We start from the raw sequence: 20,040 nt of genomic DNA, 5'->3' as shown, positions 1-20,040 counted from the left end.
TCTGATCTGAATTGCGCGGGACGGCATTTCGCCGGCCCGCGTTTTTGCTGCGTGCGATCGATGCACCCGCCACATCGCGGTGCGGCGGGATGTCTCCATGCCTGCCCCGTCATGCAGGGCAATCGCTTATGATTGCACGACGCGGCGACATCGGCACTGCTCCCTCACCCGCTTATGGGAGAGGGTTGGGGAGAGGGTGTCTCCTCGGCGGGACAATCCCCTCGCTAGCGAAGGCCGCCGGTGACGTGAAGTGTCTCGCCGGTGACGTAGGACGCATCGTCCGATGCGAAGAAGGCCACCGCGGCAGCGATCTCCTCGACGTTGCCGATGCGGCCAAGCGGGGTGGTGGATTCGATCCACTTGCGCATGTCGCCCTCGTGCAGGCCCGCCGACACGACACCTTCGGTTGCGATCATGCCGGGATTAACGGCGTTGACGCGAATCTTGCGCGGCGCGAGCTCCTTCGACAGCACGGCGGAGATCGCATCCACCGAGGCTTTGGTCGCGGTGTACACGGCGGTGTTTGCCGGTGCGATGGTCGATACGCCGGAGCTGATGTTGATGATACTTCCGCCATTGGCGTTGAAGTGCTTCGCCGCTTCACCCGAGACCAGCAGCAGGCCGAGCACATTGAGGTCGAAATGCTTGTGGAAATGCTCAGGCGTGATGGCCTCGAGCGGGGCGAACTCGTAGACGCCCGCGTTGTTGACGAGGATGTCGATCGCACCGAACGCCTTCACCGTCTCCGCGACAACGTTCTTCACGTCCTTGGCGTCGGCCAGATTGCCATGGACCGCGACAGCTTTGCCCCCCTTAGCGATGATGGCGGCGACCACCCGGTCCGCGGCCTGCTTGCTCGAGCTGTAATTGACGGCAACCGCCGCACCCTCGGCCGCAAGCCGGGCGGAGATTTCGGCACCTATGCCCTTGGATGCGCCGGTCACCAGCGCAACTTTGCCTTCGAGTCTCTTGGTCATCGCATGTCTTCCATTGTTCGGCGGGATGCCGACATTCAATAGTTCAATACTAGTGAACTATTGAACTCATTCAAGGGACGTGCTATATTTTTGGGCATGGCGCAGTTCGTTCACCCGGCGCGGGAGGAGATCACACTGGCGGGGGTGCTTGGCGCGCTCGCGGATCCCAAGCGGCTGCGTATCGTCAAGAGTCTGGCCGCGCAGAAGGATTGCATGTCGTGCACCGAGGCGGCGCCTTGCCCCGATATGGCGAAGTCGACTCTATCGAACCATTTTCGCATTCTGCGGGAGGCCGGCCTGGTCCGGACGTCAAAGCAAGGCGTCCAGCACCGCAACGTCCTGCGCGAGGAAGACATCAACGCGCGATTTCCGAAGCTGCTCAAGATGATCCTGAGCTTTCCGGACTGAGAGCATTCGCGCCGGATGCGGAGGCGTAGTCGCGCGCAAGATGGTTGAGCGAAGCGAAACCCATCAAGCTCGTACTCTCAAACAGATCCCACCAACGATTGCTGGTACTGACTCTGCCCATCAGGCGACGGATTCGCAAGAGCTCAACCCATCCTGCGAGCTGCAACTGCAAGCCGGCCGCATCACTCGATGACGTCATCCGTGAGCACGAGTATTGAGGGTGGGATCGTCAACCCCAAGACGCGGGCCGTCTTGAGGTTCACCACCAATTCGAATTTGGTCGGCAGCTGGATCGGCATTTCTGCCGGCTTTCGTCCTTTCAGGATCAAATCGACATAGCCAGCCGCACGGCGGAAGAGGTCGCCGATGTCGGCGCCATAGCTGAGCAGTGCGCCGGCGCGAGCGAATTCGGCTTGTTCGCCGACGACAGCAATCTTCCTCTCGATGCCAGCATGGCAAATTTCGTCTCGCATCGCCGACGTCATGTAATCGCGGATCACCACCATTGCGGCACCGCCCGCATCCGCCAACACTTTGATCTGCTCAGACACGGCTGCTGGAGAAGCTGCCGTGAGGCCGAGACGCATTGGCTCCATGCCGGCAGACCGTGCTTCCAGCATTGTCTGCGCGCCCCAGGCGCTGAATGTGGGATCGGTTGCATTGTTCATCACGCCCAGCGTCTTCAGCTCGGGCAAGATCTCCCTCAGCATCTGGATCCGCTTGGACGACATCTCTTCGCCGAAAGCTGCGAAGCCGGTCAGGGTGCCGCCGGGACGCGCAAGGCTCTGGAATAATTCCGGATCACTCTGCACCGCAGGCAGCGCCACGGCGACAACAGGGATTTTGGTCTTGCGCACGGCAGCGCGCGCTGCAGCAGGCCCCGGTGACAACAGGACATCGACCGGCTTGGCCGCGAATTCGTCAATGATCGCGAGCCCGCGCGCCACGTCGCCGTTGGCCGAGCGTGCATCGATGTAGATCGTGCGCCCTTCGACATAGCCAAGATCACTCAAGCCCTTGCGAAAATGCTGCAGGGCCGGCGCGTCAGCCTCCGCTGTGGCAAAGCCCATGAAGCCCACGGTGGGCATGTGACGGGATGAATCCTGTTGGGCCAGCGCCGCTGGCGGCCATGCCGCCGCCATGCCCATAACGCGAAGAAAATCTCGCCGTCTCATCCCGTTTCACCAGCTAATCTCTAATCGAACTGTGGGTGCAATGACTACAGACAACACAGGGCTGAACGATACTTGCTTACCCGCTGGAAGCAACCGGAGCGTCCAGCGATCACCCGATATCCCGAAGAAGAACGGGCTGCTCTGATTTGGCCACACTGAAATGCGTCACTAAAGTGCGTCCTGGAGAGCCGGGGTGCGTGATCGCGCATTCGCGCTCTCCGTTCGTCTTGCGGCTGTCTTGCCGCACCAGCTCGACATCAGGCGGTGTCGGCAATTTTCGTCGAGGTTCGACATGAACGCTGCCATCTTCGCAAGACATGATGGTGTCTGGCTGAATGAACCGGAACGGTGGACCGCGCAGGGCGACAGTCTCGAGCTCGTCACCGACAAGGCCACCGATTTCTGGCAGAAAACGCATTATGGGTTTTGCCGCGACAGCGGCCATTTTCTGGGATTTGCGACCGCGGAGGCGTTTACCGCCGAGCTGCGAATCCAGAGCAATTTTCGGGAACTCTACGATCAAGCCGGCATCATGGTGCGTATCGATGCGGAGCACTGGGTCAAAGCCGGAATCGAGTTTTCGGACGGGCGCGCGATGCTCTCGAGCGTCTTGACCATTGGGCAGTCGGATTGGGCAACCGCCCCCTATGAGCACGATGCCGGCGATTTCTGGATGCGTGTCACCATCGCCGACGGCGTTCTGCGATTGCAGGCGTCAGCTGACGGCAAGACCTGGCCCCTCGTCCGACTGGCTCCGTTCACCGCGGCGCGATCCTACCTCGTCGGACCAATGGCTTGCACACCGGAGCGAGAGGGATTGCCGGTCAGGTTCAGCGGATTTTCCCTGAAGCCGCCACTCGGCAAGGATCTGCACGATCTCAGCTAGCGTCCAGTGTGACGGCCCGCGGCGATGGCCGTCGTGACGATCGCAACAGATCTGTGAAGATTGTTGGAGCAACAAACCGTCGCAGTTTCGATCCTCGGCAAGACGCCAGGTGTTCATTGACGGCACGCTGAAACAGCGCTACCTTAAATTGCAGATTTGAGGAAGCAATGACGAAGGGTTTACTCTCGTCAGCCGCAGTTCATTTAATTGTTTCGACAACAGGAGGTGCCCATGTCGCGCGCTTTCCCGGCCGTCGGTCACAGATACCTGGTGGATTTCGTCGCCTTCCGTGTCGAGCTGGAATTCACCTCCGACACCTCGCTCACCTATTACAACGTTGATGCCAACGGAAAAATCGTCGGCTCCGAAACGGTGACGATCAAGGTCGAGCCGATCACCGAGCATATCTTCCTGGTGACATGGCAGGAGTCCGACAAGACGACGGTCGTGCACATCGAGGATTACGCGAGACACACGATCGTGACCAACATCACGAGTCCGCCTGATCTCACCTTCGATCAATTTCACGGCACCTTCAAGAAGGTGGCGTGAGCCGACTGCACTGCAACGACCGGCCGGTTCACACCGACCGGAGCTGAATGCGATGAATGCGTGCAATCGAGATCGCAATGCGTGTCGCGCGTGACAGCCAAGCGACCGTGGCATCTCGCCAGGAGAACAAGGCATGCCGGATTTGAGCGAAGCCACGCCGCCCTCGCGCTACGACCGGTTTCGGGCCATCATGGACGCGGCTGCCGGCGCCTCGACGGCAAGCTACATGTCGCATCCGCGCTTCTGGACTCTGCCGCTGCCGGAACTGAGAGCCTTCGAGCTCTATGGCATCCCCATGATGCGCGGCGGAGAGGGCTCGCCGCCGGCTGCCAAGCCATCATCCTGCTGTCATGGAAGCTGCGACGAGCATGCAGCCGCAGCCTCGCCCGGCAATGGCGACAACGCCGGGCTGATCAAGGGCCTGCGCGGCCAGTATCCGTTCGACGGCACGCAATTTCCGCCGCTTCCCTGGGGCGGCAAGCGCGTCAGCGAAGCAGATATTGCGTTCATTGCGCACTGGATCACCGACGGCTGTCCCGGATCTGACGAAGACAAACTTCATGCCGGCGCGGCACAGGCCTCGGCCGTCACGCGCGCGCTGGTGACGGGAGACGCGCCGCACGCCCTGTTCACGGGCCCCACCAACCAGCTCGCGCACGATTCCGGTGGCGTGCGCGCGCGCAAGAACGTGGCCTATCTCTCCGACGAGGAGCTGCGGCGCCTGCGGGCCGCGATCGCCCAGATGAAGTCGCTCGATGCCTATCCGCAGGACGAGCGAAGCTTTGCCTATTGGGCCCGCATCCACGCCAACCAGTGCCAGCACGGCTGGGAGCAGTTCCTGACCTGGCATCGCGCCTATCTCTACGGCTTCGAAAAGCAGCTTCAGGACATCGATCCGACCGTGACCCTGCCCTATTGGGACTGGGCGGCCGACAGCGCCAACGTCAAGGCCTCGCTCGAGGACATGGGCAAGGTCGCAAACGACAACGGCATCGTCCCCGCCGCCTATCGCTGCTGGATCGACGAGGACGGATTGCGCAAGCTGACCGACGGCGGCAAGGTCTCGGCGGAGGCGCTGGCGGCCTTGCGCGGCATCATCGGCAAGGACTTCAATTCCGGCGCGCGCTTGTTCGCCGCTGCGAAGATCAGCTACGGCGCGGCGCCCGAGAGCGACGAGGCGATCAAGTCGGTTCTCGGCGACATCAATCCGCTGTTCGACTGGAAGCGTTGGCCCGGCGGCAACGCCGACCTGATCTTCGAGGCCTATCCGACGCCCGACGACGTCGAGCGCATCCTTGAGATCGAAAGCTTCTTTGATTTCGCCAGCGGCAGCCGCGGCAACCAGTTCTTCGGCGCGCTGGAGACCATCCACAACCTGATTCACAATTTCTCGGGCGGCAAGAACCCGTTTTCGAGCATCGTGCCTAGCGAACAGCCATACGGCGACATGCAGGATCCCGGCACCACCGCGTTCGATCCGATCTTCTGGGGGCATCACAGCAATTGCGACCGGCTGTGGGCGGAATGGCAGCGTCGCAATCCCAGCGGCGGACCCGACGATCCCGGCGACGTGCTGCCGCCGTGGAACTTCACCGTCGCCGACACCGCCAGCATTTCGCGGCTCGGCTACGAATACATGATGGCCGCGAACATGTTCGTGACCAACAGCGCGGTGCCGCTGCAGCGCTTCCAGTCCGCCGCGGCGCCTGTCCATCCCAAGGTCGTCGCCGACCATAGTCACGCGGAGATCCGCCTGCACGCGGTGCAATACGTCACGCGTCCCGGTTTTCACATCCGCGCCTTCCTCAACACGCCGGGCGCGACCGTCGAGACGCCGACGCGCGGCAATCCCAACTATGTCGGGATGGTCAGCATGTTCACCGGCGTCTGCGTCGGCGGCCCCGGCCATTGCGACGTTCCGGAACCGCGCACCGCGCGCTTCGATTTGCGGCCGCGACCGCACAAGACCCCCGGCAATTTCCGCATCGACGCCACCGACGCGGTGAAGCGGCTCAAGGCCAATGGCGCGACCTCGTTCAGCGTCAACCTCGTCGTCCTCAACACCGACGGCACGCCGGCGACCGATGCCCTGAAGATCGACGCCGTTTCACTCAACTTCTTCGATCGGTTCTCGAGATCGAGACAATAGGCCCGTCATGGCAACAAGCTTTCGCATTCATCCCGCGATCGGCATTGCGCGGCTCGGCAACTCGCCGGACAAGTTCTGCATCTCCCCCGACAAGGGCGGACATTTGCCGATCAAATGCGACGATCAGGGCAATCCGATCCTGAACAAGAAGGGCGAAGAGGAGAGCGTCAAATATTTCAATGACGACAAGGGCAGGATCCTGCGCCAGGCGGCGCGCTTTCGCGTCTTCATCTACGACGACAAATCACCTGATGGCCGCGAGGCCGCCATCGGCGACCAGGTCGACATCGTCAATCGCCGGAACGGCCAGCTGCTGACCTTGCGGATCGACGACATCCAGTGGACGGCCTATCTCGCCAACAAGAAGGCGAGCTGGTACGCGTTCGCGGAGACCGATGGCGAGCACGGCTATGCGTCCGACCATCCGCTGCGCAACGCCGACATCACCAACAGCGAGGAGCGCCAGCGCCTCATCATCGATCCCGGCCCGCGCACCGTGAGCTTCATGGGGTCGCAGCAGGCGATCTTCGACAAGAACAGTCCCGGGCCGACCAGCTTTCCGCCCGACCTGGTGCCGAACTCGATCGCGGCCTTGGGCGAGCTCAGATGCACCCAGATGGCGAACAAGAACCGGCTTCTGGTGCTGGGCGGCTTCGGCAATTCGGGGACAATGCTGGACGGTTTCGGCAATCCCAAGATCGAGGAATACGCCAACAACGACGGCTGGTTCGACGACATCTCCGATGGCCCGGTCAACGCGCGCTTCATCGGCACCGTGGTCGCCATCGACAAACGCCCTGTCAAACCGCTGGGCAAGCCGGTTCTCGCGCCGGCCGCGATTGATCCGGCCTGGGTCATCGTCGGTTATCCGCGCTACGTGCCGCAGGCCGTCGACGTCGTCACTATGGATGACCTGCTGTTCGACATCGCCGTGCGGCATTTCGGTTACGTGCCCTACCTCTACGGTATCCCGCCTTACACGGGATCGGCCGTGGTTCCGAAGGACGAGGCGGGCCTGCGCATCTGGCGCGCACAGGCGCAATGGAACGCCGACTTCCGCCCGTATTTCGGTCGCGACATCCTGCCGATCCTGCTGCGCCCGCTCGATGCGCAGAATTTCATGGACGCCGATGCATTGACCGGCGGCAACCCGCACAACACGGCCCCCGGCGGCAATTTCGATTTCACCGATCTGTCGGTGCCGCCCTATCCTGACGAGCCCGAGGCGGATCGCCGCCGCCGCCATCAGATGCGCCAGCTGCTGTATGCGGTGTTGCGCAAGCCCGGACAGGAAAACGAACTGTTCGCACCGGCAGGCCCAGGCATCCCGGGCGGCAAGCTGTTCGCGATGCCGCTGCTGTGCGGCGACAATGCGCTCTCGAACACGGCGCCGTCGAAATTCCTGCGCCTGACCGAGACCATGCTGTTCCTGCTCAAGCAATGGGCCGACGGGCTCTTCATCAACGAGGACGCCGAAGACATCAAACCCGGCCTGATGCATCCGGGACCTGGCGCTGCGCTGGACCGCGGCGCGCTGGCCTCAGCCCTCGGCGGAGCGTTCTGTCCGGGCGCCGAGGCGGGCTGGATCATGCGCAATCCCGCGATCTATTCCGCGGCCTACCGCATCAAGCCGGCAGCGCCGTCGCAAGGCGAGCTTTCCTTGCCGGGCGGAGCAGAGCTCAGCAACGGGCTCGAGCCGGGCGACATCACCAAATACAGCGCGCTGCCGTGGCAGTCCGATTTCAACGAATGCACCAACCAGCCGGTCGACGTCACCTATCGCGACTGGAACAATCTCGAGCTCGACAGCGTCGGCGACCCTGCCGCGCAGGCCTTTCAGCTGACCTATTGGTGGCCGGTCCACCGCCCCTTCATTTTCAACGGTGCGCCATGGTCGCCGACGGCGCAGAACAACGCCGGCGATCTCGCCATGACCACGGCATGGGCGTCGTTGCGCTTCATCATCCAGAGCGACGGGCAATACACGTTCGCGCCCACGCCGCCGGACCAACCCAAATCGTGAGGCGACGCTGATATGTCGCATCACGATGTGGTGATCCTCGGCGGAGGCCCTGCCGGAACGGCCCTGGCGCTGGAGCTGAAGCGTCACGCGCCTGACCTGAAAATCCTGATCGCCGAGGCCGCCATCGCGACGGACTGGCGGATCGGGGAAACGCTCGCGCCGGGCGCTGTGCAACTCCTGAACGGACTGGGCTGCCGGGACCACATCCTGCGCGATGGAGCGATCGAGGGCGTCCGCTCCCAGGCCGCCTGGGGAAGCGACCGCCCTCATGCCCATGACTTCATGTTTTCGACGCGCGGCAGTGCCTGGCACCTCGACCGTACCAGCTTCGACGAAGCCTTACGCGCCGCTGCCGAGGCTGCCGGCATCGAGGTCTGGCGCGGCGCGCGCTTCCTGTCCGCCGTCGCGGAAGCTGCGGGATGGCAGCTTTCCCTCGACTGCCAGGGACGGCGCGTCGAGATCGGCGCGCGCTTCGTCGCTGATGCCACCGGACGATCGGCGCGGTTCGCGACGAGCCAGGGCAGCCGCAGACGTTTTGCCGATCGCCTGGTGGGCGTTGCCGCATTGGTGCGCCTTCGCGATGGTGCGATCCGCGATCACGCTACGCTGGTCGAGGCCTGCGAGAACGGATGGTGGTATTCGACTGCACTCCCTGATGGCCTGATGGTGCTGGCCTGGATGAGCGACAGCGACATCGTCCACCATCATTCCAGCGCACGGCTCGGACCCTGGCTCGCGCAATTGCGCGCGGCGCCGCTGACGGCGGCGCGCGCAGCCACGGCCAATAGCGCAGAGCGCATCTTCACCTGGCCGGCGCGCTCGCATTGCCTCGATCACGTGAGCGGACGCAACTGGGTCGCGGTGGGAGATGCGGCCTCGAGCTGGGATCCATTGTCGTCGGCCGGCATCATGAAGGCGCTGCGCACCGGCAAGCTCGGCGCATTCGTCCTGCTTGATGCGATCAGAGGCGTCGATGGCGGCGGCGCGAAATATCGCAGGCTGATCGAAGCCGAGTACCGCCATTACCGGCGCGACAGGCGCACCGTCTATCGCATGGAGCGGCGCTGGAGCGGATCCGCGTTCTGGCAGCGCCGTCATGCGGCCGAGCCGTTCGATCGCGAACCGGCCGTGCATTTTGCAGGAGAACCTTAGGATGGCAGGCAACAAGGTCTTCCCCCGCACCCAGCGGATCGGGATCGTCGTGTTCAATGGATTCGAGCCGATCGACGTCTGGGGATTCGTCGAGGCGTTCTCGATTTCGCGCTTCCTCGGCACATCCTATGAGGCGCCGCCCGCCTATCCCTTCGAGATCAAGCTGATCAGCCGCGACGGCAAGAACGTCAAAAGCAGCAACGGACCTTCGGTCGCGCCCGACTGGGATTTCGCGCGCGCGCTCGAGGAGCGGCTCGATCTCCTGATGATCCCGGGCGGCGAAGGAACGCGGCCGCTGCTGGACGAAAAGAAGCATCCGAAAGAGGTCAAGGCGTTGCTGGCATGGGTCCATCAGATGGATGCCCGCGTCCCCATCATGACGTCGGTCTGCACCGGCGCCGCGGTGTTGGCGCGCGCCGGGCTGCTCGATGGAAAGCCGGCCGCAACCAACCATTTCGCCTTCAGCTGGGTGGCGCAGTTTGGTCCCAAGGTGCTGTGGGACAGCGTGTCACGCTGGGTCGACGCCGGAAAATATGTCACCAGCGCCGGCGTGTCGGCCGGCACCGACATGGGCTTCTATCTGGTCTCGCGGCTCGCCGGCCGCGCCGTCGCCGAGAATGCCGCCATGGCCGCGGAATATGACTGGCACCGCGATCCGCAGACGCCGATCTTCTATCCGCAGCAGGCGTCCACGTAAGTCCGGGCGCGACGGCGCCTCGCACCTGATGAATCGCCTCCACGCAAACGGGCGCGAACGTAGTCCGCGCCCGTATGCGGCAGTCAAGTCGCGTCAGTGGTGATGTCCGCCGCCGGCCATCGCCCGCAGCGGCGAGGTGCCTTCCGGGCTGACGACTTCGACGACCTCCATCATGCCGAGATCTTCGTGATCCAGGATGTGACAGTGCAGGACGAACGCGCCGATATAGTCGGTGTACTGGGTGTAGACGTTGATCTGCTTCCCTGGCGGGATCAGCACGGTATCCTTCCACACCGTCTCCGGGCCCGACGGTCCCTGCCGTTCGAACTGGAACGGATTGACGTGGATGTGGAAGACGTGGGGCAACGCCGGAATGCCGTTGTTCGCGGCGGGATCGCCGACGGTCGAGAGCGACCATTGGTCGACGGTGTTCAGCACCACCTTGCGGCTGTGGTTGGGATCGAAGGCCTCGTAATTGATCTGGAAGTAGTTGCGACTACCAGGGACATCCTGGCCGAGCTTGAACACGACCTGCTGCACGCCGACCGCCTTCGCCTTCAGGTCGAGGTTCGGGAACGGCGCGAGCGGGGCCATCTCGGCGCTGGTCGGCAGCGCCATATCGACGGGATCGCCCTGCACGTCGACGATCGCCAACACCTCCTCGGGCTGGGCCACGGCGCGCAACGACTGCGCGGCGGTCAGCGCCCCGTTGATCAGCTGGTAGCGGCCTGGTGTCTTGCTGGCCTGCACCAGAACGTCGCTGCGGTAGCCGGGCTGGAGCTCGATCGTCTGCCCCGCGGGCCAGGTATCGACGCGGCCGAGATAGAGACCATCGAGCGCGATCTCATGCAACGGATGACCTTCCAGCCGGATCGCGAGCGAGGCGCGGAAGCCGGTGTCGATCATGCGCCAGCGCTGCACCTCGCCGGGCCGCATCGTGATGACAGGACGAATCTGGCCGTTGATGGTGATCTGCCGCTTGCTGCAGGTCCATGTGCCGGGGTTGGGCGTCGGACAGGGCGCGGGGGGATCGGGAAACAGCGCGGAGATCTGGTTCAGCTCGCCATTGGTGTTGTAGAGGATGGTCTGGAACAGCATGACCTTCTCGCCCTTGTTGGCTTCGCGCAACGCGAGCGGAATTTTCGCCCGATCGTCATCCAGGATGAGCGCGCCGGCCATGCCGCTGCCGACCTGGATCGACGTCGAGCCATGGGTGTGGGCGTGATACCAGAACGAGCCGGGCGGATGGTTCGCGGGCACCCGGATCTCGTACGGGAACTGCGTCTGCGGCAACAGCGCGAGCAAAACGTTGTCGCTGTTGCCGACCGGCGAGACATGCAGGCCATGGGTGTGCAGGTTCGTGGTGTTGAACGAGGCGGGCACCACGCTCAGATGCGCGTTCGACCGCTCCTGCTCGAATTGCTGATTGACCTGGTCGGGCGTTTCCACCGGGAGCTTGTTCGACAACAGGATGTTGAGTACGTCGCCCGGCTTGGCACGCAGCGTCGGCCCCGCGAGTTGCCCGCCATAAGTCCGCAGCGTAACGCCGCATCCACCGATGCTGACCTTGGTCGGGTCGGTGTACTCGACGTCGAGCCCGGCCTTCAGCACACCGTTCGCGGAAGTGATCTCGGGCGGATTGTGGAATGGCTTTTCGCCATAACGTGCAACGTCGATGTCCTTGTACTCGCAACCGGCGCGCTCGGCCTTTGCTGCGCCGGCACCGGCCGCGGTGATGACCACGGCGAGAGCTAGGGTCTGAATCGTCCGGTGATGCGACATGGCTCACTCCCGATCTGACGGATTGCGAGATGATGGCTCCTGCACGCCGTCACAGCCGTGATCCGGCGCAGCACGAGGGCGAAAATCACTTCAACGTGTGCAGTATCGATGTACAATCTAAAGGAGTTTTGCTACACTGCCAAGACGATCGTCAATCCAACTTGCAAACGCGGGGCCGAACGGCGCGCAAGCGACGGCATGCGCTTCGCGTGTTGTGCGAACGCGTCGATGCCGCGCCGAAGCTGCAGGTCGAGTACCGTCTCTGCGTCGAACCTGCTAAAGCTGCAGGACACGCGGCTCCGCGCGCGTGACAGAGCCTCCCAGCAGGCAACCAACAGGCCTCTCGCCGGCGAAGCCGAGGCGCACCCGGATCTCGGACAACGCTCCCATCGCGCGGCCCTGCATGATGGTGATCCGCGCGCTGCTGGGTTCGACCAGTTCGTTCTTGAGCAGTCCGAACGACAGCGCCGCAGCGGCGATGCCGGTGGCGGCATCTTCCGGGTAACCCGACGATTTCGGAAATTGCCGCGCTTCGAAACGTCGTTCGCCCTGGTGATCGATGGCGTAGGGGTAGAGGCCGGTCGATCCGATCCGCTCGCAGCACGCCTCGATCGCCGACGGGTTCGGCACCATTGCGTTGAGTTCGCGGACACCCTTGACCGGGATCAGCGTCTTCACGCGCGAGGTGACGGCGTTCTGAATGGGCAGGTCGAGCAGATCGCGGCGCGACAGCTTGAGCGTCGACAGGACATCTTCCTCATCGGCACGCGAGAGATCGACGACCTTGCCAACAGGCTGGCTGATTTCGACGGACGGGTCAGCTGAATCAGCATGATCGACGTAGCCCGTCACCGTTCCGCTGCGCGTCTCGATGCGGACCTGTTCAGCGGGCAAGCGACCTTTGATCGCGAGAGCCCAGAGCGCGCCGATCGTCGCATGACCGCACATCTCCATCTCGTGCCGAGGAACCCAGAACCGGAAGACGTAGTCAGCGTCGAGTCTCGGTGACGGCAGAACGAAGCCCGACTCATGCCCAAATTGCTGAGCCACCGACTGCATCTCCGCAGCGGAAAGCTTCGATGCATCGACGACAACAGGACATGGATTGCCGCCCTGCCCCAAGTGGGTGAAGACGTTGACAAGCTCGACGTCGGTCATCGGATAACTCGGTTCGTGGACAGAAGGCACGACGGCGGAGACGACAGCGATGGTATGGCTATCGCTGCTACATCAGAAAGCCGATTTGCTCGATTAGGGCCGCTGCGCAAGCTCCAAAACAAAAATGGCCCGCATCAAGCGGGCCATTTTCGTATCGGAACCGGTCATTCCGAATTTGGTTGCGGGGATAGGATTTGAACCTATGACCTTCAGGTTATGAGCCTGACGAGCTACCGGGCTGCTCCACCCCGCGTTAAACCGTTGCGCGCCTTCTGAAAATGCCGGGGACGGTGGATTGAGGGCCAACGCTGCTCGCGTGGCTTGCTTCTCCCGTCCCGAAGGCTTCCCTGGAAGGCAACCCCGGGGCAAAGCCCGTTGGGTGCGGGGGGTATGTACCAACCCGGACTGTCTTTGGAAAGGGCTGTGGGGACGTTTTTTTCGACTTTATGACAGCTGACGGGTGCGAATTCCGGCCGATTTGCCGCACACTTGCCAGAAGTTCCACAAACCGCCAGCTTGCGGCAACAAAACAGCCGCGAAGCGCCAGATAGGGAGGAGCGCCATGGATAACATTGTGGACCGCCCCCAGGCGAGCGCCGCGCTGGTCGCGCTGACGGTCAGTTTCGAGGCCATGTTTGCACGCTCGCGGGCGGAGCCGCCGGCTGATTGCGCCGAGCGGCTCGATCGGCTGGCGCGGTTGCGCGCCGTGGTGGCTGATCATGAGGAGCGCTTCCGGCAGGCCATCTCCGCCGATTTCGGCCATCGCTCGGCGGTCGAGACCACCATCGCCGAGGCGATGCTGGTGTTCTCTGAGATCCGGCACGCCACAAAACATCTGAAGGGCTGGATGGCGCCGCAGCGCGTGGCAACCGCGCTGCAATTCCTGCCCGCGCGCAACCGGCTGATGCCGCAGCCGCTCGGCGTCGTCGGCATCATCGCGCCCTGGAATTATCCACTGCAGCTTACGCTAGCCCCCGCGATCGGCGCGATCGCGGCCGGCAACCGAATCATCATCAAGCCGAGCGATCTGGTGCCGCACTTCTCCGCGCTATTGAAGGAGATGGTCGCGGAGAGGTTCGACGCCACCGAGTTGCTCGTCACCGGTGTCGAGGACGACGTCGCGAAGGGCTTTGCTCACCTTCCGTTCGATCATCTCGTCTTTACCGGCTCGACCCGGGTCGGGCGGCTGGTCGCGGAAGCCGCGGGGCGCAATCTCACGCCTGTCACGCTCGAGCTCGGCGGCAAGTCGCCCGCGATCATCGATGCGTCAGCCGATCTCGACGAAGCGGCCGAGCGCATCGCCTATGGCAAGCTGCTCAATGCCGGTCAGACCTGCATCGCGCCCGACTATGTGCTGGTGCCCGAGTCCACGTTGCAGGCGTTCGCCGAGAAGGTGCGCGCCGCGATGCGGCGCATGTTCGGCACCGACCCCGCCAACAAGGACTACACCTCGATCATTTCCGACCGCCACTATGCACGGCTCGAAGGGCTGGTCGCGGAGGCGGCCCAGCGCGGCGCAAAGATCCTGCAACCCGCTAGGGCCGATGATCCCAACTGGAAGGCGCACCGCAAATTTCCGCCGACGCTGATCCTTGGCGCGACTGAAGACATGGCGGTGATGCGGGAGGAGATCTTTGGACCCGTGCTGCCTGTGCTGGGCACGCACGAGCCGGCCGACGCCATCACCTTCATCAACCGCCGCGACCGGCCGCTCGCGCTGTACTGGTTCGGCAAGGACGGCGAGGCGCGAGACCAGGTGCTGGCGCGCACTGTCTCGGGCGGCGTCACCATCAACGATTGCCTGTTTCACTTCGCGCAGACTAACCAGCCGATGGGCGGCGTCGGCGCATCCGGCACCGGCGCCTATCACGGCGAGTGGGGTTTTCGCACATTCAGCAAGCTGAAGCCGGTGTTCTATCGCTCCAAGTTCAACCGCCTCGCCGATCTCTATCCGCCCTATGGCGGCAAGATCGCGCGGCTGGAGAAGATGATGCGGTTCATGTCGTAGCTCGCGGTCATTCCGGGGCGCCTCGAAGAGGCGAGCCCGAAATCCATCCAACCGCGTCACGGGTGGCGCAATGGCTTCCGGGTTCGCGACTTCGTCGCGCCCCGGAATGACGAGAAGAAAATGCAGGGGGAAACACAAGTGACTGACACATTCGATTTCATCGTCGTGGGCGCGGGCTCGGGCGGATGCGCGGCGGCGGGGCGGCTGTCGGAGGATGCGGCGACATCTGTAGCGCTGCTCGATGCCGGCGGGCGCAACGACACATGGCGCATCACCACGCCGTTCGGGCTCGCATTGCCATACAGCGCGGCCAACTGGGCCTTCGATACCGTGCCCCAGAAGGGCTTGAACGGCCGCATCGGCTATCAACCGCGCGGCAAGGGCCTTGGCGGCTCCTCGGCGATCAATGCCATGGTCTATATCCGCGGCCACAAATGGGACTACGACCACTGGGCCTCGCTCGGCAATGTCGGCTGGTCGTATGCAGACGTGCTGCCCTATTTCAAGCGCTCGGAAAACAACAGCGATTTCGACGGCGAATATCATGGCAAGGGCGGCCCGCTGCATGTCAACAGGCTGCGCTCGGACAATCCGATCCATGAGATCTTCCATCAGGCCGCGCGCGAGGCGCAGTTCCGCATCCGCGAGGACTTCAACGCAGAGGATCACGAAGGCCTCGGCAGCTATCAGGTGACGCAGCACAAGGGCGAGCGCTGGAGCGCGGCGCGGGCCTATGTGAATCCCCATCTGGACAAGCGCACCAATCTGCGCGTCGAGACGGGCGCGCATGCCACCAAAATCCTGTTCGAAGGTGGGCGCGCGGTCGGCGTCGAATATGTACAGGGTAAGCAAGAGACGCAGCTGCGCGCACGCCGCGAGGTCATCCTCGCCTCCGGCGCGTTCCAGTCGCCGCAATTGCTGATGCTGTCGGGCATCGGCGACGGCGAGGCGCTGGGCAAGCACGGCATCGGCGTCACGCATCACCTGCCGGGCGTCGGGCGAAATCTGCAGGACCATCCGGATTTCGTGTTCGTCTATGCCTCCGACTATCCGCACTTCGTTCACGCCTCGCTTGGCCGGTTGCCATCCCTGCTTCGCGGCATCCAGCAATACCGCCGGGAGAGACGCGGCCTGATGACCACCAATTTCGCCGAGTGCGGCGGCTTCCTGAAGACGCGCCCCGATCTCGACGTGCCTGACATCCAGCTCCACTTCGTCATCGCGATGCTCGACGATCACGGCCGCAAGAAGCACAAGGAGGCTGGCTTCTCATGCCACGTCTGCCTGCTCAGGCCGAAGAGCCGCGGCAGCGTGTGGCTCAGAAGCGCCGACCCACTCGCTGCACCAATGATCGATCCGAATTTTCTGGGCGAGGCGGAGGATCTCGAGTCGATGGTCGCGGGCTTCAAGACCACACGGCGGCTGATGGAGACGCCTGCGCTGCGCGCGTTGCAGAAGAAGGATATGTTCACGTCAGATGTGCGCACGGACGACGACATCCGCAACGTTCTGCGCAATCGCGTCGACACCGTCTATCACCCTGTCGGCACCTGCAAGATGGGCACGGACGCGATGGCCGTGGTCGATCCGAAGCTGAAGGTGCATGGCGTGGACGGTTTGCGCATCGTCGATGCCTCGATCATGCCGACGCTGATCGGCGGCAACACCAATGCGCCTGTCATCATGATCGGCGAGAAGGCCGCGGATATGATCCGGGCGGAGGTGCGGTAGAGCTCCCCGCAAACTCCGCTGTCGTCCCGGACAAGCGAAGCGCAGATCCGGGATGACGGCGGTGTTCAACTCCACGAGAGCTCGCGCCTGAGCGGATATTTTCTTTACTGACGTTGAATAGTCATGGAGTGGGTGCAGTATTTCAGCCACGGAGCCACAAAAAATACAGACGATTTTAGCGATCTGAAACCGGAACGATCGGTGCGACGTTCATTCGTTCCATTGGCAGGGTTTCGCTCATGAACAGTTTCGATCTCGCGGTCTATGCGGCGTTCGCAATTGCCATCGGCTTCGGCTTCAGGACCGGCCTGCTCGGCAGCGCCATGACCATCCTCGCCTATCTCCTCGCAGCTCCCATTGCGGTGGCGCTGATGCCGCTGATCGTGCCGCAGGTCGCGGGCAATCCGAACGCGCCGCTGGTTCAGAACTGGATCTGGTTCTTCGGCATCTTCATCGTCGTCGGCATGCTGTTCGGCTATATCGGCCGGCTCGCGCTGAGCGACACGATCCGTGACGCCGGGATCGGCGACCGCCTCGGCGGCGCCGCGCTTGGCGCCATCAGGGTCGGGCTCGTTGCCACCACGCTTGTGCTGGTGTTCGACCAGATCGTGCCGGCCAACCACCAGCCGCCCTTCCTCGCCGGCTCGCATCTGCGGCCGTTGTTCTCGCGGGCCGGGCAGATGGGCTTCAAGTCGCTGCCGCCGGAGGCCGCCGAGGCGATCGACCGTCTCAAGCAAGAGCGGCGCATCTGATCAGGCGCATTTGCATCGCAGCGCGAACCCGCATGCATTTTGACGCGGGCACGTCCCTTATCAGCGGCACCGATGTTGGCTAGAGTGCCGCCCGTTCAAAAACCTGCCTGCTATTTTCGGGAGTGAAACAGTGGATCTTGGGATCAAGGGTCGCCGCGCCATCGTCTGCGCATCCAGCAAGGGCCTGGGGCGCGCTTGCGCCTTCTCGCTGGCCGAAGCCGGCGTCGACGTCACGCTGACCGCGCGCGGCGCCGAGGCGCTGAAGAAGACGGCCGACGAAATCCGGAAAGCCTATCCTTCCGTGAAGGTCACCGAGATCGTCGGCGACATCACGACGCCTGCCGGGCGCGAAGCCGTGCTCAAGGCCTGCCCCGAGCCTGATATCCTCATCAACAACGCCGGCGGCCCGCCACCCGGCGATTTCCGCAACTGGACCCGCGACGACTGGATCAAGGCGATCGACGCCAACATGCTCACGCCAATCGAGCTAATCAAGGCGACCGTCGACGGCATGATGGCGCGCAAATTCGGCCGCATCGTCAACATCACCTCGGCCGCGGTGAAGGCGCCGATCGACATTCTCGGCCTCTCCAACGGCGCGCGCGCCGGCCTCACCGGCTTCATCGCCGGCCTGTCGCGCAAGACCGTGATCAACAACGTCACGATCAACGGCCTGTTGCCGGGCCCGTTCGAGACCGACCGCCTGACCGGCACGGCCAAGGCCGAGGCCGACAAGCGCGGCACGACGCCGGAAGCGATCCTGGCCGAGCGCGCCAAGCTCAATCCCGCCGGCCGCTTCGGCCAGCCGGACGAGTTCGGCTATGCCTGCGCCTTCCTCTGCGGCGCCAAGGCCGGCTTCATCACCGGGCAGAACATTTTGCTCGACGGCGGTGCCTTCCCGGGCACACTGTGAGGGCGATGGTGGCTCTTCACCTCTCCCCAGCGGGGAGAGGTCGATTTGCGTCAGCAAATCGGGTGAGGGGGTGCTGCGACACGCGAGAGCGTAACCCCTCACCCGGCGCTGCGCGCCGACCTCTCCCAAGGGAGAGGTGGATTTTTGATGCCGCGCCTGCTGGCCCAAAACTTCAACTCGGAAAGCAATCCGGATGAGAGCGGTCTGGTACGAGCAAACAGGGCCGGCCGTCGACGTTCTCACCTATGGAGAGATGGCGACGCCGGTCGCGGGTCCAGGCGAAGTCCGCATTCGCCTGGAAGCTTCCGGCGTCAATCCGGCCGATGTCGGCCGGCGCAGCGGCTCTTATCGCGCGATGGAATATCCGCGCGTCATCCCGAACAGTGATGGCGCGGGTTTGATCGATCAGGTCGGCGACGGCGTGACGCGGTTCAAGCGCGGCGACCGTGTCTGGCTGTTCAACGGCCAGCGCAATGGCCGCGCTTTCGGCACTGCGGCCGAATATATCGCGCTCGCCGAGCAGCTGGTGACGCCGTTGCCGGACCATCTTTCCTTTGCGGAAGGCGCCACGCTCGGCATCCCCGCAATGACGGCGTGGTGCTCGTTGTTTGCGGACGGGCCTGTTGTCGGCAAGACGGTTCTCGTCACCGGCGGCGCCGGCGCGGTCGGGCACTATGCGGTGCAATTGGCAAAATGGGGCGGCGCGCAGGTGATTACGACCGTCAGCTCGGCGATGAAGGGCGAGCAGGCGCGGCGCGCGGGCGCTGATCTCGTGGTCAATTACAAAGACGAGGACGTCGTTGCGAAAGCGATGGCGTTTACTGGCGGACGCGGTGTCGATCATGTCGTCGATGTCGATTTCGGCGGCAATATCGCGACGACGCTGAAGCTGATGGCGCTGAATTCGACCATTGCTGTCTACGCCACCAACGGCAATCGCGCGCCTGTGGTGCCGATGCGCGAACTGATGGAGAAGTGCATCAATCTGCGCGCGCTGGTGCTGTTCGCCCTGCCGCCGGCGCTGCTCGCCGCGGCGCAGGCCGACATCTCGAAATGGCTGGCGGTGGTGCCGCGGCTTCACACGATCGCGGCGCAATTCGCGCTGTCGGATACGGCGCAGGCCCATCTCGCCGTCGAGAAGGGCGACAAGCTCGGCACCGTCATCGTCGACTGCGCCAAATAGGAGTTACCCCACCGGCGTGGTCCGCTCGTCGGACCAGTCGATGCCGAGCTCGTCCATGCCGTCGGCGAGGAGATCGCCGAGCATCGGTTCGCCCAGCAGATATTGCACCGTCTTGCGCCGCGGCGACTTGTACTCGCTGCGCGCCTCGACCGCGCGGGCGCGCAGATCGTCCCACTCGTCGACATCGCCGTCACCACGGCCGAGCCACATCAGCGTGACCAGGTCGAGCTGCTCGTCCTCGTTCAGCGCGCGGATGAAGCCGGCGAGCTCGGCTGCGACCGGATCGGAATTGTTGTCCTCGAGCACGTCGATCTCGTCGTCATCGGACGGATTGGAGCCCGAATCCGGATCGGACCCGGATTCCTTGACGTCGAATTCGCGCGCCTTCTCGATGATGAAAGCGACCTTGTCGGCGGAAATCGCAAGCTCTGGCATGGGCTCCCCCTTTGGCTCTCGACGGGTTCCTCACATAACGCAACATCGCGACAGATGAT

Annotated in this window: 17 protein-coding genes and 1 tRNA gene; 12 read left to right on the top strand and 6 right to left on the bottom strand. The window is 63.6% G+C overall.

Translation table 11 applies throughout. From position 1 onward, the window contains the following. Positions 1-224 precede the first annotated feature (224 nt). Positions 225-977: an SDR family NAD(P)-dependent oxidoreductase gene (locus tag L6637_RS13340; protein ID WP_237863995.1), complete on the bottom strand. Its 753-nt coding sequence runs from the start codon at positions 975-977 to the stop codon at positions 225-227. Between the two features lie 96 nt (positions 978-1,073). Between L6637_RS13340 and L6637_RS13335 the strand changes: the two genes are divergently transcribed. After that, on the top strand, positions 1,074-1,385 hold the full coding sequence (locus L6637_RS13335) for an ArsR/SmtB family transcription factor (protein ID WP_237863996.1): 312 nt from the start codon (positions 1,074-1,076) through the stop codon (positions 1,383-1,385). A gap of 182 nt (positions 1,386-1,567) precedes the next feature. On the opposite strand, the gene L6637_RS13330 is transcribed toward L6637_RS13335, so the two are convergent. After that, entirely contained in the window at positions 1,568-2,533 is a 966-nt protein-coding gene (locus tag L6637_RS13330; RefSeq protein ID WP_237863997.1) for an ABC transporter substrate-binding protein, read from the bottom strand. 319 nt (positions 2,534-2,852) lie between these two features. Between L6637_RS13330 and L6637_RS13325 the strand changes: the two genes are divergently transcribed. The 6 genes from L6637_RS13325 (at position 2,853) to L6637_RS13300 (ending at position 10,019) form a co-directional block, all read left to right on the top strand. Further along, positions 2,853-3,446 carry a DUF1349 domain-containing protein gene (locus L6637_RS13325; protein WP_237863998.1) on the top strand — a complete coding sequence of 198 codons (594 nt, stop codon included), beginning with the start codon at positions 2,853-2,855 and terminating at the stop codon, positions 3,444-3,446. 231 nt (positions 3,447-3,677) lie between these two features. Continuing rightward, positions 3,678-3,998 carry a MoaF-related domain-containing protein gene (locus L6637_RS13320; RefSeq protein WP_237863999.1) on the top strand — a complete coding sequence of 107 codons (321 nt, stop codon included), beginning with the start codon at positions 3,678-3,680 and terminating at the stop codon, positions 3,996-3,998. A 133-nt stretch (positions 3,999-4,131) separates the two neighbouring features. Then, entirely contained in the window at positions 4,132-6,147 is a 2,016-nt protein-coding gene (locus L6637_RS13315; protein ID WP_237864000.1) for a tyrosinase family protein, read from the top strand. A gap of 7 nt (positions 6,148-6,154) precedes the next feature. Beyond that, a complete protein-coding gene (locus L6637_RS13310) occupies positions 6,155-8,170 on the top strand; it encodes a LodA/GoxA family CTQ-dependent oxidase (RefSeq protein WP_237864001.1) in 2,016 nt (671 codons plus the stop codon). Between the two features lie 12 nt (positions 8,171-8,182). Beyond that, the gene (locus L6637_RS13305) at positions 8,183-9,322 is read left to right on the top strand and encodes an NAD(P)/FAD-dependent oxidoreductase (protein WP_237864002.1); all 1,140 of its coding nucleotides are present in this window, start codon (positions 8,183-8,185) and stop codon (positions 9,320-9,322) included. Position 9,323: 1 nt separating this feature from the next. Continuing rightward, the gene (locus L6637_RS13300; RefSeq protein ID WP_237864003.1) at positions 9,324-10,019 is read left to right on the top strand and encodes a DJ-1/PfpI family protein; all 696 of its coding nucleotides are present in this window, start codon (positions 9,324-9,326) and stop codon (positions 10,017-10,019) included. A 93-nt stretch (positions 10,020-10,112) separates the two neighbouring features. Here the strand turns inward: L6637_RS13300 and L6637_RS13295 are convergent, their stop codons facing one another. The 3 genes from L6637_RS13295 to L6637_RS13285 form a co-directional block, all read right to left on the bottom strand. Next, positions 10,113-11,801, bottom strand: coding sequence for a multicopper oxidase family protein (locus L6637_RS13295; protein WP_237864004.1), 1,689 nt, complete (start codon positions 11,799-11,801; stop codon positions 10,113-10,115). A 276-nt stretch (positions 11,802-12,077) separates the two neighbouring features. Next, the gene (locus L6637_RS13290; protein ID WP_237864005.1) at positions 12,078-12,959 is read right to left on the bottom strand and encodes a PhzF family phenazine biosynthesis protein; all 882 of its coding nucleotides are present in this window, start codon (positions 12,957-12,959) and stop codon (positions 12,078-12,080) included. Positions 12,960-13,135: 176 nt separating this feature from the next. Next, positions 13,136-13,212 (bottom strand) — tRNA-Met (locus L6637_RS13285). 309 nt (positions 13,213-13,521) lie between these two features. Here L6637_RS13285 and L6637_RS13280 point away from each other — a divergent pair. The 5 genes from L6637_RS13280 (at position 13,522) to L6637_RS13260 (ending at position 19,546) form a co-directional block, all read left to right on the top strand. Next, entirely contained in the window at positions 13,522-14,967 is a 1,446-nt protein-coding gene (locus L6637_RS13280; protein WP_237870911.1) for a coniferyl aldehyde dehydrogenase, read from the top strand. Between the two features lie 138 nt (positions 14,968-15,105). Beyond that, the gene (locus tag L6637_RS13275; protein ID WP_237870909.1) at positions 15,106-16,698 is read left to right on the top strand and encodes a GMC family oxidoreductase; all 1,593 of its coding nucleotides are present in this window, start codon (positions 15,106-15,108) and stop codon (positions 16,696-16,698) included. A gap of 239 nt (positions 16,699-16,937) precedes the next feature. Further along, positions 16,938-17,450: a CvpA family protein gene (locus L6637_RS13270; RefSeq protein WP_237870907.1), complete on the top strand. Its 513-nt coding sequence runs from the start codon at positions 16,938-16,940 to the stop codon at positions 17,448-17,450. Positions 17,451-17,580: 130 nt separating this feature from the next. Then, a complete protein-coding gene (locus L6637_RS13265) occupies positions 17,581-18,363 on the top strand; it encodes an SDR family oxidoreductase (RefSeq protein WP_237870905.1) in 783 nt (260 codons plus the stop codon). Between the two features lie 193 nt (positions 18,364-18,556). Then, positions 18,557-19,546 carry an NADPH:quinone reductase gene (locus tag L6637_RS13260; protein ID WP_237870903.1) on the top strand — a complete coding sequence of 330 codons (990 nt, stop codon included), beginning with the start codon at positions 18,557-18,559 and terminating at the stop codon, positions 19,544-19,546. A 3-nt stretch (positions 19,547-19,549) separates the two neighbouring features. On the opposite strand, the gene L6637_RS13255 is transcribed toward L6637_RS13260, so the two are convergent. Further along, complete coding sequence (locus L6637_RS13255; RefSeq protein WP_237864010.1) at positions 19,550-19,981, bottom strand: DUF3775 domain-containing protein; 432 nt, start codon at positions 19,979-19,981, stop codon at positions 19,550-19,552. Positions 19,982-20,040: the final 59 nt, after the last annotated feature.

Origin of the sequence: Bradyrhizobium zhengyangense (genome assembly GCF_022012435.1) — a bacterium.
Classification (GTDB): domain Bacteria; phylum Pseudomonadota; class Alphaproteobacteria; order Rhizobiales; family Xanthobacteraceae; genus Bradyrhizobium; species Bradyrhizobium zhengyangense.
The sequence above is the reverse complement of the archived record's forward strand: the minus strand, read 5'-3'. Positions and strand labels throughout refer to the sequence as shown.